Annotated in this window: 15 protein-coding genes; 11 read left to right on the top strand and 4 right to left on the bottom strand. The window is 66.4% G+C overall.

Features of this window, described 5'->3' with window-relative positions; all coding sequences use genetic code 11:
- Positions 1-81 precede the first annotated feature (81 nt).
- The 5 genes from BUB09_RS04565 to BUB09_RS04545 all read left to right on the top strand — a co-directional run bounded on the left by BUB09_RS04565 (position 82) and on the right by BUB09_RS04545 (position 5815).
- Positions 82-906 (top strand): SDR family oxidoreductase, encoded by an 825-nt coding sequence (locus tag BUB09_RS04565; RefSeq protein ID WP_072894764.1) that lies wholly within the window; start codon positions 82-84, stop codon positions 904-906.
- A 77-nt stretch (positions 907-983) separates the two neighbouring features.
- Positions 984-2969, top strand: coding sequence for an SDR family oxidoreductase (locus BUB09_RS04560; RefSeq protein WP_072894763.1), 1986 nt, complete (start codon positions 984-986; stop codon positions 2967-2969).
- Positions 2970-3058: 89 nt separating this feature from the next.
- Entirely contained in the window at positions 3059-4360 is a 1302-nt protein-coding gene (locus tag BUB09_RS17565) for an energy transducer TonB (RefSeq protein WP_072894762.1), read from the top strand.
- An 82-nt stretch (positions 4361-4442) separates the two neighbouring features.
- The gene (locus BUB09_RS04550) at positions 4443-5513 is read left to right on the top strand and encodes a DUF5924 family protein (protein WP_084083160.1); all 1071 of its coding nucleotides are present in this window, start codon (positions 4443-4445) and stop codon (positions 5511-5513) included.
- Entirely contained in the window at positions 5510-5815 is a 306-nt protein-coding gene (locus BUB09_RS04545) for a hypothetical protein (protein ID WP_072894761.1), read from the top strand. The genes BUB09_RS04550 and BUB09_RS04545 overlap by 4 nt, the downstream gene beginning before the upstream one ends.
- Positions 5816-5836: 21 nt before the next feature.
- Here BUB09_RS04545 and BUB09_RS04540 read toward each other — a convergent pair whose 3' ends face one another.
- Entirely contained in the window at positions 5837-6907 is a 1071-nt protein-coding gene (locus BUB09_RS04540; protein WP_072894760.1) for a 3-deoxy-7-phosphoheptulonate synthase, read from the bottom strand.
- 129 nt (positions 6908-7036) lie between these two features.
- Here BUB09_RS04540 and BUB09_RS04535 point away from each other — a divergent pair, with 129 nt between their 5' ends.
- Positions 7037-8023: a DUF3187 family protein gene (locus BUB09_RS04535; RefSeq protein WP_084083159.1), complete on the top strand. Its 987-nt coding sequence runs from the start codon at positions 7037-7039 to the stop codon at positions 8021-8023.
- A 15-nt stretch (positions 8024-8038) separates the two neighbouring features.
- Here the strand turns inward: BUB09_RS04535 and BUB09_RS04530 are convergent, their stop codons facing one another.
- Positions 8039-8740 carry a pirin family protein gene (locus tag BUB09_RS04530; RefSeq protein ID WP_072894758.1) on the bottom strand — a complete coding sequence of 234 codons (702 nt, stop codon included), beginning with the start codon at positions 8738-8740 and terminating at the stop codon, positions 8039-8041.
- A gap of 113 nt (positions 8741-8853) precedes the next feature.
- Here BUB09_RS04530 and BUB09_RS04525 point away from each other — a divergent pair, with 113 nt between their 5' ends.
- The 3 genes from BUB09_RS04525 (at position 8854) to BUB09_RS04515 (ending at position 12269) form a co-directional block, all read left to right on the top strand.
- On the top strand, positions 8854-9756 hold the full coding sequence (locus BUB09_RS04525; protein ID WP_072894755.1) for a LysR family transcriptional regulator: 903 nt from the start codon (positions 8854-8856) through the stop codon (positions 9754-9756).
- Positions 9757-9828: 72 nt separating this feature from the next.
- Positions 9829-10098, top strand: a complete 270-nt coding sequence (locus BUB09_RS04520; protein ID WP_072894749.1) for a hypothetical protein — start codon at positions 9829-9831, stop codon at positions 10096-10098.
- 101 nt (positions 10099-10199) lie between these two features.
- Positions 10200-12269, top strand: a complete 2070-nt coding sequence (locus tag BUB09_RS04515; RefSeq protein WP_245793132.1) for a TonB-dependent receptor — start codon at positions 10200-10202, stop codon at positions 12267-12269.
- 60 nt (positions 12270-12329) lie between these two features.
- Here the strand turns inward: BUB09_RS04515 and BUB09_RS04510 are convergent, their stop codons facing one another.
- Entirely contained in the window at positions 12330-13850 is a 1521-nt protein-coding gene (locus BUB09_RS04510; protein WP_072894743.1) for a hypothetical protein, read from the bottom strand.
- A gap of 160 nt (positions 13851-14010) precedes the next feature.
- Positions 14011-14478, bottom strand: coding sequence for a hypothetical protein (locus BUB09_RS04505; protein ID WP_072894741.1), 468 nt, complete (start codon positions 14476-14478; stop codon positions 14011-14013).
- Between the two features lie 315 nt (positions 14479-14793).
- On the opposite strand from BUB09_RS04505, the gene BUB09_RS04500 reads away from it, so the two are divergent.
- On the top strand, positions 14794-16026 hold the full coding sequence (locus BUB09_RS04500; RefSeq protein ID WP_072894737.1) for an MFS transporter: 1233 nt from the start codon (positions 14794-14796) through the stop codon (positions 16024-16026).
- The gene (hemE, locus tag BUB09_RS04495; protein ID WP_072894734.1) at positions 16023-17117 is read left to right on the top strand and encodes a uroporphyrinogen decarboxylase; all 1095 of its coding nucleotides are present in this window, start codon (positions 16023-16025) and stop codon (positions 17115-17117) included. Before BUB09_RS04500 ends, hemE begins: the two co-directional genes overlap by 4 nt.
- Positions 17118-17119 lie beyond the last annotated feature (2 nt).

Genomic DNA, 17119 nt, shown 5'->3' with positions numbered 1-17119 from the left:
GGCCCCGAACGGCGCGCGTCACCGACCCGGCGCCGGGCGATGGCGGCTCGACCCCGCTATTTCGTTGATCGGAGCATGTGGATGGAAACCGTTGCAGGCAAAAAGGTGCTGATTACCGGCGCCGCCATGGGCATGGGCAAGCTGTACGCCGAACTGGCAGTGCGTGAGAAGGCCGGCGCCGTGGTGCTGTGGGACATCAATCAGGCGGCGCTCGATCAGACCGTGGCCGAACTCAAGGCGGCCGGCGGCACCGTGTTCGCGTACACGGTGGACGTGTCCAGCCTGGAAGACATCGAGAAGACGGCCGCGCAAGTGCAGCGCGAGATCGGCGACATCGACCTGCTGTTCAACAACGCCGGCATCATCCGCGGCAAATACTTCTGGGATCACGACAACCGCCGCGACATCTGGGCGACGATGGCGATCAACTCGCTGGCGATCATGTACATCGCCCGCGCGTTCATCCCGGCGATGATCACCGGCGGCCGCCAGAGCCGCATCATCAACATCGCCTCGGCCGCCGGCACCGTCAGCAACCCGCGGATGAGCGTCTACTGCGGCAGCAAGTGGGCGGCTATCGGCTGGAGCGATTCGCTGCGCCTGGAACTGCAGCAGGCCGGTCACCATCACGTGAAGGTGACGACCGTGTGCCCGAGCTACATCTCCACCGGCATGTTCGACGGCGTCAAGGCGCCACTGATGACGCCGATCCTGACGCCGGAAACGGTCGTCAACCGCGTCTGGAAGGCCATGAAGATCGGCAAGCCGCTGATCACGATGCCGTGGACCGTTCGCTTGGCGATGTTCACGCGCGGCGTGCTGCCGTTGTCGGTCTGGGACGTCATCGCCGACAAGGTGTTCAAGATCTACAGCAGCATGGAGCACTTCAAGGGCGGCCGTAACTGATCGTGTTCGACCCTTGCCGGTCAGCCAGGGTCAGGTGACCCTGGCGCAGCATCAAAATATAACGAGAGGAGAACGTCATGAATTACTTCGTCACCGGCGCCACCGGCTTCATCGGCAAATTCCTGCTGGAGAAGTTGCTCGAGCGCGAGGACAGCAAGGTTTATGTGCTGGTCCGCGAAAGTTCGAAGGACAAGTTCGCCGAGCAGTCGCTGCGCTACGGCGATCATGCACGGCGCTTGGTGCCGGTGACGGGCGACATCACCGAGCCGGGTCTGATTCGCGCCGCCGACTTCAAGAAGATCGCCGGCAAGATCGACCACGTGTTTCATCTGGCGGCGATGTACGACATGACGATGGACGATGCGGTGGCCGACCGCATCAACAACGAAGGCACGCGCAACGTCGTGGCCTTCACCAACGACCTCGGCGGCGAAGTGCGGCTGCACCATGTGTCCAGCGTCGCCGTGGCCGGCGGCGAGCATGTCGGCAAGTTCACCGAAGACATGTTCGATGTCGGCCAGTCGGTCGACCATCCGTACTACCGGACCAAGTTCCAGTCCGAAGCGATCGTCCGCAACGAATCCAAGGTGCCGTTCCGGATCTATCGCCCCGGCATCGTCGTCGGCCACAGCCAGACCGGCGAGATGGACAAGATCGACGGGCCTTACTACTTCTTCAAGGCGCTGCAGAAAATCAGCCACAAGGTACCCAAGTGGCTACCGCTGCTGGGCATCGAAGGCGGCCGCATGCCGGTGGTGCCGGTGGACTTCGTCGCCGCCGCAATGGACGCGATCGCCCACAAGCCCGGCCTCGACGGCCAGTGCTTCCACCTGATGCAGAACAAGGCGCCGACCGTCGGCGAGTTGCTCGGCACCTGCATGGAAGTCGCGCACGGCCCCGAGTTCGCCGCGAAGATCGATCTGCCGGTGATCCCCAACGCGGTCCGCAATCTGGGCAGCCGCATGGCAAGCATGGTGCCCAAGGCCACGCAGAAGCGCGTTGCCGACACCATCGGTGTGCCGATGTCGGTGATCGGCTATGCGTTCAACCGCGCAGTGTTCGACAACAAGCGCGCTCGCGCTGCGTTGAAGGACACGTCGATCACCTGCCCTGACATCCGCGACTACGCCGACAAGCTGTGGGCGTACTGGGAGCTGTTCCTCGACCTGAAGGTCAAGATTCCGGCCGATGCGATGCAGAAGCTGGCCGGCAAAGTGGTGCTGGTGACCGGCGGCAGCTCCGGCATCGGCTTCAACGCAGCCAAGAAGTTCGCGGCTGCCGGCGCCAAGGTGATTCTGGTGGCGCGCACGCTCGACAAGCTCGAAGAAGCCAAGACCGTGCTCGAAAAAGCGGGCGGCGAGGCGTACATCTACAGCTGCGACCTGTCGAACATGGAAGACATCGACCGCATGGCCGACGAGGTGCTGCGCGACTTCGACCACGTCGATATCCTGATCAATAACGCCGGCCGGTCGATCCGCCGCGCGGTCATGGAATCGACGACGCGCTTCCACGACTTCCAGCGCACGATGGACTTGAACTACTTCGGCGCGATCCGGCTGATCATGAAGCTGTTGCCGAGCATGACCAAGCGCAAGAGCGGCCACATCGTCAACATCAGCTCGATCGGCGTGCTGGCCAACGCAGCACGCTTTTCGGCCTATGTCGCCAGCAAGGCCGCGCTCGATGCGTTCACGCGCTGCCTGTCAGCCGAAGTGCGCAACCACAACATCCACACCACGGCGATCTACATGCCGCTGGTGCGCACGCCGATGATCGCGCCGACCAAGATGTACGACTACGTGCCGACCTGGAGCCCCGATACCGCCGGCGACGTGGTGATGCGCGCGGTGCTAGAGCGGCCCAAGTCGATCGCCACCACGCTGGGCACGGCGGCCTCGGTCAGCTACGCGCTGTGGCCCAAGCTCAACGACTATGTGCTCAGCTGGGGCTTCCGCTTGTTCCCGTCGTCCTCGGCCGCGCGCCAGGGCCGCAAGGAAGGCCACAAGCCGACGCTGGAGCAGATGGTGTTCGCCAACGTGTTCAAGGGCGAGCACTGGTAGGCGCAGGCTCGACCTGCTGCACGCCGGCCCCGCCATCGCGCGGAGCCGGCGCAAGCGGCGCGGGTTTCGCATAGCCTTGCAGCCCGATCATGTACGCCGCAACGCTCCCCACGCCGCCGCCCCGCCTGTCGATCGCCTTTGCGGCGGCCGTGGTGCTGCACTTGGCAGCGGCGCTGTCGCTGCCGTCGATCCAACAGGCGCTGCGCGACGCGGCCGAGCGCATCGCGATGCGGCGCGCGCCGGCGCTGGAACCGATGGCGACTCCGGACGTGATCCCGGTGCGGCTGCCGTCATCGCTGCGGATGACCACCGAACTCGGCGCCGCCATCCGTGACAATCCGCCGAGTCGCGTGCCGCTGCCGCCCGCGGCCGGCATCGTTCGCATCCGACTCGACTTGAGTCAGAACTTGGGCGACGCGGCCCGCGAAGCCCAGGCTGCATATGAACGCTTGAACCCGACGCCGGCACCGGCGCCGGCAGAAGTGGTCCGCAGCGTCGTCGAACTGCGCTTGGCGCGGACGCGGACGCCGCCGCAAGCGGCGCCGGATGTCGCGGCAAAGCCGGCAACGGCCAGCGCCATCGTCGCGCCGAGTCCAGCGCCGGCCGGTCGCCGGCCGCGTGCCGCCACCGTAGCCGAGGCCGCCGGTCCGACCGCGTCGCCGCGACCCGAGCCGCGCCGCGAGCAGAACCGCGACCGCGAGGCGCCGCCGGCAGTGGCGGTTCCAACGCCGACTCCGGCCGCAGCGTCGCCACCGACTCCGCCCACTCCAGCTGCGATCGAACCATCCGCAGCGACGCCGACCGCGCCAGCGCCGAGCCCGACGCCGGCTGCGGCTGCGGCACCTGCACCGGCCACACCGGCGCCCGCAGCGCCGGTACCGGTCGCGCCGGCCGCCGAGCCGGCAATCCGGCCGCAGATCATCTACGCGCCGCCATCGACGACGATCTACCGCAGCCCGCAAGCCGAGCGACCGGTAGCACCAAGCACCGACCTCGCCGCGGTCGAATCGCCGGGTGCAGCACCGCAGGTCACGAGTGCGGCGCCCGCGCTGCCGGGCATGGCCGTGGAGCCACCGGCACGGCCTGCCGGCGCCGCCGTCGCCAACCGCGCCGCGTTCTTCCAGCAACTGACCCAGCATCTGTTCACGGTGAACCAGCGCGTGCTGGCCGAAGCGGTGCGCGCTTCGGCCAAGGTGACCGTCGAAGTGCGGTTTTCGATTGATCGCGCCGGCCGCGTGCTCGACGCCTCGGTGCTGCGCGGCAGCGGCAATGCATCCGTCGACGCCAAGGCCGTCGACGTGATCCAGCGCGCGTCACCGGTGCCGCAGATGGCGCCAGACATGCCGCAGTCGCGAATCGAACTGAGCTTTCCGGTGCAGGTGTACCAGTGAGCGCGCACACGATCCGACTCACGCAGGCTTCAGTCACGGCCGCGCCTAATCGCGGCCACCGTCATCACGCGCGGGTTGCCCTTTGAAACTCGACGACGCCCTGGCCGAGTCCGCTGACGCCGACACGCCTGCTAACAAGCCGCGCTGGCCGTTGATGCAGCGGCTGATGCTGCGCGTGCTGCGGCTGCTCGACCGCTATCCATGGCTGCTGCCGCTGGGCAGCTTCGTCGCCGGCGCCGGCAGCTATTTCATGGTGCGGCGTGGCGAAGGCCTGGCGCGGATGATCGCCGTGGTGGCGCTGCTTGGATGGCCATGGCTGCTGGTGCAAGGCTGGCTGCATCGCTGGCTGTTGCGCCGCTTCAATTCACGCTGGACGCCCTACGCGCTGCAGATGATCACGCAGTCGCTGCAGCAGGAAGTGCTGTTCTTCTCGCTGCCGTTCGTGATCGGCGCCACGCAGCCCGACTGGGGCCAGTGGCTGTTCACCAGCCTGGCCGTGCTGGCCGCGTTGATCAGCACGCTCGACCCGATCTACGAGAAACGCATCGCGCAGCGGCCGACGCTGGGTTTGTTGTTCCATGCCTACGTCAGCTTTGTTTGCGCGCTGGTGGTGATCCCGATCGCGCTCAAGGTGCAACTCGAAAACGCGCTGCCTCTGGCGCTGGCGATTACCGGTGTGTGGCTGCTGCTGGGCTTGCCTCGGGTCTGGGCCGATCTGGTCACGCCGCGCGCGCGGCTGATCGGCCTGGCGGCGCTGGCGGTTGCGCCGGTGCTGCTGTGGCTGCTGCGCTCGCATGTGCCGCCCGCCGGCCTGTCGGTGACCGAAGCAAGGATCGCGCAGCAGATTCAGGGACTCGATCCGGGGCCGGCCGTCAACCAGTTCAGCGTGACCGCGCTGCGCGCCAGCGGCGCGGTGGCGTTCGTCGCGATCCGCGCGCCGATGGGACTGGAGCAGAGCGTCGTGTTCCAGTGGGTGCAGAACGGCAAGAAGCTCGACCGGATTCCGGCCGAAATCCACGGCGGCGGCAAGACCGGCTGGCGCACCTGGAGTCGCAAGCGCAACTTCCCCGAAGACCCGCGCGGTGATTGGCGCGTCGACCTGGAAACCCCAGACGGGCAGTTGATCGAACGGCTGGAGTTTCGCGTTTCGTGAGCAAGCGCAGCCGGCGCATGCGCGAAGAGGCCGTGCTGGTGTGCAAGCCCTGCCTGCATGAGCAGGGCCGCGACGCCGACGTTGACGGTGTGCCGCTGGATGAGTGGCTGCGGCTGCAACTGCAGGCGCTGCCCGGCCCGGCGCTACCGCTGAGCCGCTGCAAATGCCTGGATCTGTGCCCGCGCCACGGCGTCGTGGTCGCACTGGGCGGGCGGCTCGCTGGCAGCAAGCCGCTGCACGTGGTCAAAAACGATGACCCGCCCGAGCGCGTGCTGCGCTGGCTGGCGACGCGGCAGACCTAGTCGAGGCCTGCCGCGCTCCGCTCAGGCGGTCTTGGCCAGCTGCTGGCGGCGCTGGGCGACGTTGGCGGCGAGGCCGCGCAGCACTTCAACCGTGTCGTCCCAGCCGATGCAGGCGTCGGTGACGCTCTGGCCGTAGCACATGCGGTCGCGCGGCGCGATTTCCTGCCGGCCTTCGACCAGATGGCTTTCGACCATCACGCCCATGATCCGCGTGTCGCCCGATGCGATCTGCGCGCCGACATCCTGCGCCACGACGATCTGGCGCTTGTGCTGCTTGGAGCTGTTGGCGTGGCTGAAGTCGATCATGATCCGAGCCGGCAGCGCCGCCTTGGTCATCGCCGCACTGGCGGCTTCGACCGCCTGCGTGTCGTAGTTGGTGCCCAACGTGCCGCCGCGCAGGATGATGTGGCAGTCCTCGTTGCCGGTGGTCTCGAAGATCGAGATCTGGCCTTCCTGCGTCAGCGACAGGAAACGATGCGGCGAACGCGCGGCCATGCAGGCATCCACGGCAACCTTGACGCTGCCGTCGGTGCCGTTCTTGAAGCCGACCGGGCACGACAGGCCGCTGGCCATTTCGCGGTGCAGCTGCGACTCGGTGGTACGCGCGCCGATCGCGCCCCAGCTGACCAGGTCCGACAGGTACTGCGGCGTCAGCAGGTCGAGGTATTCAACGCCCGCCGGCATGCCCTGGCCGTTGAGATCGAGCAGCAGCTTGCGCGCGGTGCGCAGGCCCAGATCGATGTCGTAGGTGTCGTCCAGGCCCGGATCGTTGATCAGGCCCTTCCAGCCCACCGTGGTGCGCGGCTTCTCGAAGTACACGCGCATGACGATCAGCAGATCCTGCTTGAGCGCGTCGCGCGCGGTGGCGAGGCGCTGCGCGTACTCGAGCGCGGCATCGACGTCATGGATCGAGCAGGGCCCGACCACGACCAGCAAGCGGTCGTCGCGGCCGGCCAGGATGTCCTGGATTTCGCGGCGTGCATCGAACGTGGTCTGGGCGGCGCGCTCGTTCAGCGGCAGCTCGTTCTGAACCTGCGCCGGCGTCGAAACCGCACGCGCGCGCAGACGAATGTTGTCGGTAACAAACTTCATGTTGAAAGGCCGTGTCGGCGTGTTGCATTCAAACGGGCCCGGATGCTAGCAGAGCGCGCAGATCGGCCCTAGACCTGCGTTAAGCTTCGGGCTGAAACCGTATGTGATAAACCCTACCAGGACTCAACCGTGATCAATGTTTTGACACGCCGTGCACCGCTGTGTCTGGCGCTGTTGCTCAGCGTCGAGCCGGCGTTGGCCGCTGGCCCCGGCGGCCCGCTGGCGACCTACAACCAAAGCGCGCTGGCGCGTGCGTTCGAACTGCCGGTGCTGGGGCAGGCGCGGGTGCTGGCGGCCGGCGAGTCGGCCGATGCACTGCGTTACGACCTGACCACCGAGTACCACACCAGCGGCGACGCCAGCGAAGTGGTGGTGCTCGACGGCGAAACCAATCTGCTGACGCTGGCGTTCCGCCGTGGTCTCGGTCGCGGGCTGGACCTGAGCCTGCAGCTGCCGGTGATGTACCAGGGCGGCGGCTTCATGGACGGCCCGGTCGAGGACTGGCATTCGCTGTTCGGCCTGCCGCAAGGCGGTCGCGAGCAAGCGCCGCGCAACCGCTATCTGTACGGCTACGCGCGCAACGGCCAGACCCAGTTGCTGGAACAGCGCAGCGGCGCCGACTTCGGCGACGTGCGCATGGCGCTGGGCTGGCAGGCGCTGGAGAGCTTGGCGTTGCGTACCGAGATCAAGTTCGAAACCGGCAGCGAATCGCATCTGGCCGGCGGCAACAGCGGCGTTGCAGCTTGGGGAGACTACGCGCTGCCGTTTGCGCCCGGCTCGATGTTCAGCGGCTATTTGTCGGGCGGTGTGTCGTACAACGGTCAGACCGCGATCCTCGGCGAAATGCAGAACCAGTGGGTGCCGTTTGCCGGCGCCGGGCTTGCGGCACGGGTGTTCGATCCGCTGTCGCTGCTGGTGCAGCTGTATGGCCATGGCGCGCTGTACGACGAGTCCGAGCTCGACCCGTTCCGCGACGGCCTGCAGCTGACGATGGGCCTGCGCTACCACGTCGACCCGCGCTTCGACTTGGACCTGGCGTTCCAGGAAGACCTGATCACCAGTTCCTCGCCCGACTTCAGCGTGCACCTGGCGCTGAACTGGCGCGGCTCACGCTGAGTCACTGTGGCGGGGCTATGCCGGCAAGTCGAACAGCAGCAGTTGCGCGTCGTCACCGGCGGTAACGTGCAGCGCATTCTCGCCGGTCAGCGTCAGTGCATCGCCGGCTTTGAGCGTGCGGCCGCTGGTTTCGACGCTGCCGGTGGCCACGTGCAGGTAGTACTGGCGGTCGGCGCGGATCGTCGGCATCAGGCGCTGGCCGGCTTCGGGCCACGCGATCTGCAGGCGCGCATCCTGCAGGATCGTGAACGGCGCGCCCTCGCCGGCCGGCGCGACCACGGTGGCAAAGCCGCGCTGCAACGCCGCCGTGTCGAGCGCCGCCTGCTGATAGCCCGGCGCCGCGCCGCGCACCGACGGCACGATCCAGATCTGCAGGAAGTGCACGCCATCGATCGGCGAAGCGTTCATCTCGCTGTGCGTGATGCCGCTGCCGGCGGTCATCAGCTGCAATTCGCCGGGCAGGATCACCGACGTGCCGCCCGTGGAATCGCGATGGCGCAAGCCGCCGTCGATCACATAGCTGATGATCTCCATGTCGCGATGCGAGTGCGGCGGAAAGCCGGCGCCGCCGACAACGCGGTCGTCGTTGATCACGCGCAGCGGGCCGAAGCCCATCTTCGCCGCGTCGTAGTACTCACCGAACGAAAAGCTGTGATGGCTGTTGAGCCAGCCGTGATCAGCGTGGCCGCGGTCGGCGCTGGAATGGAAGCGGATCATGAACGTGCTCCTGCATGGCATTGGATCGCGCCAATCTATGCCGCTGCACCGCGTTAAAAAATCGGAATGATTTGGACCGCCGCTTCAGCGGCTTTGAACCTGGAACTCTGCCGATGCGCTTGAGCCTGGATGCTCTCGAAACCCTGGATGCCATCGCCAGCGCTGGCAGCTTCGCGCGCGCCGCCGAGCGGCTGCACCGTGTGCCGTCGGCGCTGACCTACACCGTCAACAAGCTCGAATCGGACTTGGGCGTGGCGATCTTCGACCGCAGCGGCAAGCGCGCCGAGCTGACGCCGGCCGGGCGTGAGTTGCTGGAACAAGGCCGCGATCTGCTGCGTCAGGCCGAGACGCTGGAACGGCGCGTCAAGCGCGTCGCCCAAGGCTGGGAAACACAGCTGACGATCGCCGCTGATGAAGTGCTGCCGCTGGAACGCTTGCTGGCGCTGGTGACCGAGTTCGACGCGCTCGGCAGCGGCACGCGGGTGCGCTTCACGCAGGAAATCTTCGGCGGCACTTGGGATGCGCTGATCGACAACCGCGCGGACCTCGCCGTGGCCGCGCCTGGCGAGCCGCCCGACGATTTTGGGCTGGTGTCCCTGGAACTGGGCCACGTCGCGTTCGTCTATGCGGTGGCGCCGGATCACCCGCTGGCCGATGCCGACGAGCCCTTGCAGGCGGCCACGATTGCGCGCCATCGCGGCATCGTCGCCGCCGACTCATCGCGACGCTTGCCGGCCCGCAGCCTCGGCATTCAGCCCAATCAGGACACGCTGATCGTGCCGACGCTCGCAGCCAAGATTCAGGCGCAGCTTGCGGGCCTCGGTGGCGGCTTTCTGCCGGAGCATCTGATCGGCGGCCACGTCGCCAACGGCCGGCTGCGGGTCAAGCGCGTCGAGCAGGAGCGCGGCAGTGCACCGCTGCGCCTAGCCTGGCGCGGCGGTGGTGAAGGCCGCGCGCTGGTCTGGTTTCGCGACGCGATCGCGGCACGCGGACAGGCGCTGTTTGCGCCGATTTGAACGCCATCACCGGCAATCCCCATTCATCTGTTCGCGAATCTGAGCCACACTAGTCGGATGCGGACCCGTCGTATGCCCACCTTGCTGCTGGCCCTAGCCCTGCTGCTCACGCAGTGGCTGAGCTTTGCGCATGCGCTGGAGCATCCGGCGCTGGCGCAGGACAAGGCCTGCTCGGTCTGCGTGCTGGGCATGAACCTCGACGGGGGGGCACCGCTGCCGGCATCACCGGCCGTTGCCCACTGGATCGCGCCCGATGTCTCCTCGGCACCGCTGCAGCTGCATGCCAGCGTCGCCACCCCGCTGACCGCCCGCGCAAGGGCGCCGCCTCACTCGACCTGCTGATCCCGCGCTGCCCGGCCGCTCACGGCCGCGTCGCGTTCGTTGCCTTGCGTGCGCGCCGGTGTGCGCGCCGCTTCCGATCCGTTTTGTCGAGGATGTCCACCATGTCGCGTCTGTTCCGTCGCTCCGCGCTTGCGAGCGCGCTGTATCTGTCGTTCTCCACCCCCGCCGCCCACGCTGCCGGTCCGTCACCCGCCGCAAGCCCTGACGGCACCGTGCTGCCCGAAATCATCGTCACCGCCGACCCGTTCGCCCGTCCCGCCGACACACTGACCCAGCCGGTGGAAGTGCTCACTGGCGACGCGCTCGACCGCCGTCGCGGCCTGACCGTCGGTGAAACGCTGGAAAACGAGCTGGGCGTGTCGACCACCGACTTCGGTCGCGGCGCCGGCCGGCCGATCATCCGCGGCCAGGGCGGCCCTCGCGTGCTGGTGCTGCAGAACGGCAGCCCGTCGATGGACGCCTCGGACGTCAGTACCGACCACGACGTCGGCATCGATCCGGCGCACGCCGAGCAGATCGAAATTCTCAAGGGGCCGACGACGCTGATCTACGGCAGCGCGGCGTCGGCTGGCGTCATCAACGTCGTCGACGGCGCGCTGCCGTCGGCGGTCACGCCGGGGCTCAGCGGCGAAGCCGGTGCCGGCTACGGCAACAACGGCGATCAGCGCTTCGGCAATGCACGGATCGGCTACGGCGTCGGCGGCACGCAACTACGCGCCACGATCGCCGGCAACCAGGCGAACAACTTTGATCTGGCCGGCAATTCGGCGCTCGACGGCAGCGGCTTTGGCGGGCGCATGCCCAACAGCGGCGCGCGCAAGGATTCGGGGTCGCTGTCGGCAGCGCAGTTCTGGGACGGCGGCTCGATCGCCGGCAGTTTCAGCCGCGTGGTCTCCGAGTACGGCTTGCCGGTCGAAGAAGAAGCCTTCATCGACATGAGCCAGAGCCGCTACGACCTGGAAGCCAAGCTGTATCAACCGCTGCCAGGCATCACGTCGCTGCGGCTGCGCAGCGGCTACAACGACTACGGCCACGTCGAGTTCGAGGCCCCCGGTGAGCCAGGCACGCGCTTCGAAAACCGTCAGAGCGACACGCGCCTTGAAGCGCTGCATGCTCCGCTGGCCGGCTGGACCGGCGTCGTCGGCCTGCAGTATGGCCATCGCGACTTCGCTGCGATCGGTGACGAGTCCTTCGTGCCGGAAACGGTGACCGAGTCGCTGGGCGTGTTCGTCGTCGAGCAGCGCGCGGTGTCCTGGGGCCAAGCCGAGTTCGGCTTGCGCATCGATCACGTCGACAGCGACACCATCGGCCGCGACGCGCTGACGTTCAAGCCATTCTCATTGTCGGGCGGCACGACGATCGACCTGAGCGCCGACTACCACCTGAAGCTGTTCGCAACGCGCTCGCAGCGCGCGCCCGTCACCGAAGAGCTGTACGCGTTTGGCCCTCATGGCGCGACCTCGACCTACGAGCGGGGCGACGACCGCCTCGCCAAGGAAACGGCCAACAACTTCGAGATTGGCCTGGACAAGCACAACGGCCGCTTCCAGTGGCGCGGCAACGTGTATTTCGAGCGCATCCAGAACTACATCTTCGAACAGGAAGTGGATGAAGGCCTCAATGCCGACGGCAGCGGTGTCGCCAATCAAGACGGCGTTGCCGATCGGGTCGACGACGAGGGCACGTTTGCCGAAGACGGTGAACTGCTGCTGGTCAACTATCGTCAGGCCGATGCCCGGTTCTATGGCTTCGAAGGCGAAATCGGTTACGCGCTGGTGCAGAACGGCCGCTTCGACGTCCGCAGCCGCCTGTTCGGCGACATCGCCTATGGCGAGCTCAGCGGCGGTGGCCGCGACCTGCCGCGGATGACGCCGGCGCGGATCGGTCTGGGCCTGGAAGCCGATCAGGGCAACTTTTCCGGCAGCCTCGACTTGATCCGCGTGCTGCGCCAGGACCGCGTCGCGCCGCTGGAAACCGAAACCGACGGCTTCACGATGCTCAACGCCAGCCTCAACTACACGCTGCCCGGTGCCGGCCACGACACGTCGATCTACCTGCGCGGCCGCAACCTGCTCGACGAGAATGCACGTCGCTCGACGTCGTTCGTCAAAGATCAGGTGCCGATGCCGGGTGCCAACCTGATTGTCGGCTTTGAGGTCAAGCTGCAGTAACGACGTCGATTTCGAGCCGGGGAGCGCAGCACAAGGGCTGCGCTCCCCGGACCGAGACAATCAACGGCGCAGCGTTCGTCTCAGCCGCGACAGCACCGAGCGTGCCGCGCGGCGAATCCGCGCCCATACATTGACGGCGCGCAGCCGTATCGACGCCGCGGACGCGCGCTGGAGTTGCTGCATTCGCTCAGCGCGGCGCAACGCGCGTCGAATCTCACGACGTTCGGCACGTTTCAATTCGCGCTCTTCGGGCGACGGACGCAGCGATGGCTTCGCCGCCAGCGCTGCCGCTCGTTCTGCCTGCGCCGCTTGCTCGGCGCGCTCGATCTCCAAGACCGTGACGATGACCGCCTGCAAGCCGGCTTGCAGCAGTTCCTGAGCACTGAGAACCGCAGCCGGTCTGAGTGCCGGATCCGCATCGATGGAAGCATCCTCTCGCTGCGTCCAACCCAGATCCGCTTCGATCTTGGCAATCAAGCCCTGGGCCATCATTCCCCGACGGTCGTCGGACTCCGTAATGCAGGGTGGCAAGCCCAGCACCGTGGCCAACTCCGAGCGTCGCCGCGATTCGCGGTGTTCCGGCAAGCTGGCAGGCAACGGAGGTAGGCCTAGCGCCTCCCATTGGTCCAGCGCGTGGTCCCAGGCGGCACGGACGAAACGCTGCCGATCCTCGACCGGCAGCGCGTCGGCCGTCAGCGAGTCGGCTACGAATTCAGCGTCCGATGCCAGCGGCGCAAACAGCACACCATCGCGACGCCCGAGAAAGTCGATGGCGATCCGCTGATACTCCGGCGCCAGCATGGCTTCATATCGCCGAATGTCCTCGCTGCTGACCAGTACAGCGCGCGGCTGGTTCCAGCCCAGCTGAGACGCGATCACCTCGACGTGTTCACGGACCTGTCGCTTGGCACTGTGACCGAGTGGCTCGACTTGCGTCGGATCCACCGAGGCGTAGACGCGCAACGCCGGCAGACCGGGCATCTCGTTGCGGTTAGGCACAGCGACGTAACGCGGTCCGCCACCCAGCGCCGGCAAGCCCACCACCGAGAGAAAATCCTCGATCAAGTTACCGTTGGGCCATTCGGCCTTGTCGAATACTCGAACACTGAGCCGGCAATTGTCGTAGCCCGTCCAGCTTTCCAGATCGCGGTAATCACCTCGCCCAACACGTCGCTCGACCTTGCCCATAACCGGGCCGAACCGGTAGAGATTCTTCAGACCCTGGGTATGCGAGGACGCCGCCCGCTCCCAGGATCGCCGCAGGTAGTAAATGATGGTCACCGGCCAGGCCGACAGGTCGCGCAGTAGCCGCGCCCGATCCTCGCCTGGGACCCGGGTAAAGGCTTCCGCACTGAGGATCACTCGCGTTCCCGGAGGGGCGCTGCGGATCTCGTCGACGATCGAACCGAAAGGTGTTGCCCGCCCGACACGCAGCTGGTTGGCAACGTTGTTGTGGTTCAAGGCCTGCCCGGGATAAAGCGCACCCTCCGCCCGAAGCACGTCGCGGTTGGCGCTGAGCCAGTTCTGTATCGTCGAGGTGCCCGTTTTATGGGGGCCGACATGGAGAAATATCTGCGTCATGGACACGGCGACCGAGCCTACACGGGAGGATCTCCGGGGCTACGAGCCATGGCGGCCGGTATACCCCTTGCGCGACCCCTGCAAAATTCGTGACGAGACGAGCAGTGTCGCCGTAATAGCATGACAGTCCGATGATCCAGCGCGCTGGGTCAGCGTCACATTAAACCAGCCCCAAGGTCCTCAGCACGCCGGCGAACAGCACGACGAAACCGCCGATTTCGGCGGCGGCGAGCGCCACCATGAACAGCAGCAGGCCGTGACGCGGCAGCGCGACCGGGCCGACCGTGTGCGGGCGGCGGAACTGGTTGTCGGTGTCGCGCAGCAGGCCGTGGACGACGTAGCCGACGATCGCGCCAGCGAAGAACAGCAGCGGCAGTGCCACCGCCCAGAAGTCGACTACGGCCGACCACGCCGACAACGCGGCAAACGCCGACAGCAGCAGCGAGGCGAAGCTGTACATCAGCGACGCACGGTGCGCGATGTCGACATAGGCCGGCGCGGTCGCGTCGGCGCTGCGCGCGAAGTGCAGGTACTTCCAGACGCCGGTCAGCAATCCCGACAGAAAGAAGACGCCGGTCGCCACCAGCGAAAGGCGCACGGCGGGTTCGGACAGCAGATCAATCGTCATGTGATGGTCCCTTGTATTCGGTGTTTTTGTGAATGTTATAAAAACAATAACTAACCACCAATCGCATCGCTTTGATCACAAACAGCCGGCGTTCGCAAGCCGCATCACCATTCAAGCCAAATGCGATTTTTAATTGCTAAATCGTTTTAAGTTAACTGTTTTATCTCACTTTTGAGATTATTTATTGCTATTCAGTATTTTGTTTATTGATTCATAACCAAGATGCACGTCTCCACCGTTTGCCGGACAATACCCGCACACCCTTTTTCGGATTGATATAAAAAGCGCTTTTAGACGCTTTTTTATCACAACCGCATGCTGCCCCTGTTGCTCTCCGCTGCCTCGGTCTTCATGGCCGCCGCGCTGTTCGTCGCCGGGCAAATGCTGCTCGGCACTCAGTTGTCGCTCGGCCTTTCGGCTGCCGGGCTCGGGCCGATGCAGATCGGCCTGATCATGATGTGCTATTCGTTTGGCTTCATGCTCGGCTCGATCGCCGGGCCGAGGCTGATCCGTCGGGTCGGCCACATCCGCGTGTTCTCCGCGTTCGCCGCGCTGACCTGCTGCGCCGCGCTGGCACATAGCATCGTGTTTGACGAGCGGTTGTGGGCGCTGTTGCGCGCCGTGTCCGGCTTCTGCGGCGCACTGCTGCTGATCGTGCTCGAAAGCTGGATCAACGCCCATGCCACGCCGCAGGCGCGTGGTCGGTTGATGAGCTTGTACATGGTCAACTACTACCTGGCCGGCGCAGGCGGACAGCTGCTGGTCGGCCTGTATCCGCCCGGCGATACGCGACTGTTCTCGATGGCCGCCGCCCTGCTGGTGCTAGCCTCGGTGCCGCTGTCGCTGACGTCGCGACCGGCGCCGGCGCTGCCCGCCTCGTCGCGCCTGAAGTTTGGCGAGCTGTTTCGCGCCTCGCCGGTCAGCGTCGTCGGCGCACTGACGGCCGGCTTTGCGATGGCCGCGTTCTATCAGCTGTCGCCCGTGTCGGTGAAGGACTTGGGCCACGACGTTCAAACCGTGGCGCGCTACATGGCCTGCGCCGTGGTGGCGTCGATGGCGCTGCAGTATCCGCTCGGACGCTGGTCCGACCGCTACGACCGTCGCCGCGTGATCCTCGGTATCGCGCTGGCCGTGGCGGCCGCATCGCTGCTGGCGGCGACGATCGGGCAGCTGTCGCTGGCCGCACTGTTTGGCGCCAGCATGCTGTTCACAGCGACCGCGTCGTGCCTGTATCCGGCTTGCCTTGCCCGGCTCAATGACCGCACGCAGGGTCGCAATCCGGTGGCCGCCAATGCCAGCCTGCTGCTGTGCTACGGCGTTGGTCAATGCCTCGGGCCGGTCGCCAGTGCAGCCGTGATGCATCTGATCGGGCCCGCTGGCCTTTACGTGGCGGTGTTCGTCGTGTTGCTGGCATTTGCCGGCTACAGCTTGCGACGGCTGCAGCGCGCCGATACCGCTGTCGACGAGCAGCAACGCTTCGTGCCGATGCCGTCGACTCCGTCACCGGCCATCGTCAACGACCGCCCCGCAGGTGACAATGAGCGATGACCACGCCCGCCCCCTCCCGCCGATCCCTCGATAACGACCTGTTCCTGCGCGCACTGCGCCGTGAGCACACGCCGCGCACGCCGGTCTGGATGATGCGGCAAGCCGGGCGTTATCTGCCCGAGTACCGCGCCACCCGCGCAAAAGCGGGCGGCTTTATGGACCTGTGCCGCAACGCCGAGCTGTGCTGCGAAGTAACGCTGCAGCCGCTGGACCGCTTCGGGTTGGACGCGGCGATTCTGTTCTCGGACATCCTGACGATTCCCGACGCGATGGGCTTGGGCCTGAGCTTTGCCGAAGGCGAAGGCCCGCAGTTCGCCCGTCCGCTGCGCAGCGTGGCCGAGATCGACGCGCTGCCCGAACCCGGCCCTGAGGACGAGCTGCGCTACGTAATGAATGCGGTGCGCACGATCCGCTCGGCGCTCGGCAACACGCTGCCGCTGATCGGCTTTGCCGGCAGCCCGTGGACGCTGGCGACCTACATGGTCGAAGGACGCGGCGGCCACGACTTTGCCAAGGTCAAAGCGCTGGCGCTGAACGAACCCGATGCTTTCGACCGGCTGACGGCGCGCTTGGCGCGCACGGTCACGCAGTACCTGCTGGCGCAGATCGCAGCCGGTGCCGACGCGGTCATGGTGTTCGACACCTGGGGCGGCGTGCTGGCGCCGCATGCGTATCAGCGCCTGTCACTGCAGCCGATGCAGGCGATCGTCGCCGGCATCAAGGCGGTGGCGCCCGACGTACCCGTGATTTTGTTCACCAAGAACGGCGGCCATCATCTGGCCGACATGGCCGACACCGGCTGCGATGCGCTCGGCGTGGACTGGACCACCGATCTTGCGACCGCCCGCGAGCGCGTCGGCGGTCGCGTCGCGCTGCAGGGCAATCTCGACCCGGTGACGCTGTTCGCCTCGCCGGAGCGCATCCGCGCGGAAGTCGCGCGGGTACTGCATAGCTATGGGCCGGGATCGGGCCACGTGTTCAATCTGGGGCACGGCATTCTGCAGCAGACGCCGCCCGAGCACGCGGCTGCGATGATCGACGCCGTGCGCGAACTGAGTCCGGCGTACCACGTGGGCACGCCATCGGCCTGAGA

Origin of the sequence: Hydrocarboniphaga daqingensis (assembly GCF_900129825.1) — a bacterium.
Classification (GTDB): Bacteria; Pseudomonadota; Gammaproteobacteria; order Nevskiales; family Nevskiaceae; genus Hydrocarboniphaga; species Hydrocarboniphaga daqingensis.
The sequence above is the reverse complement of the archived record's forward strand: the minus strand, read 5'-3'. Positions and strand labels throughout refer to the sequence as shown.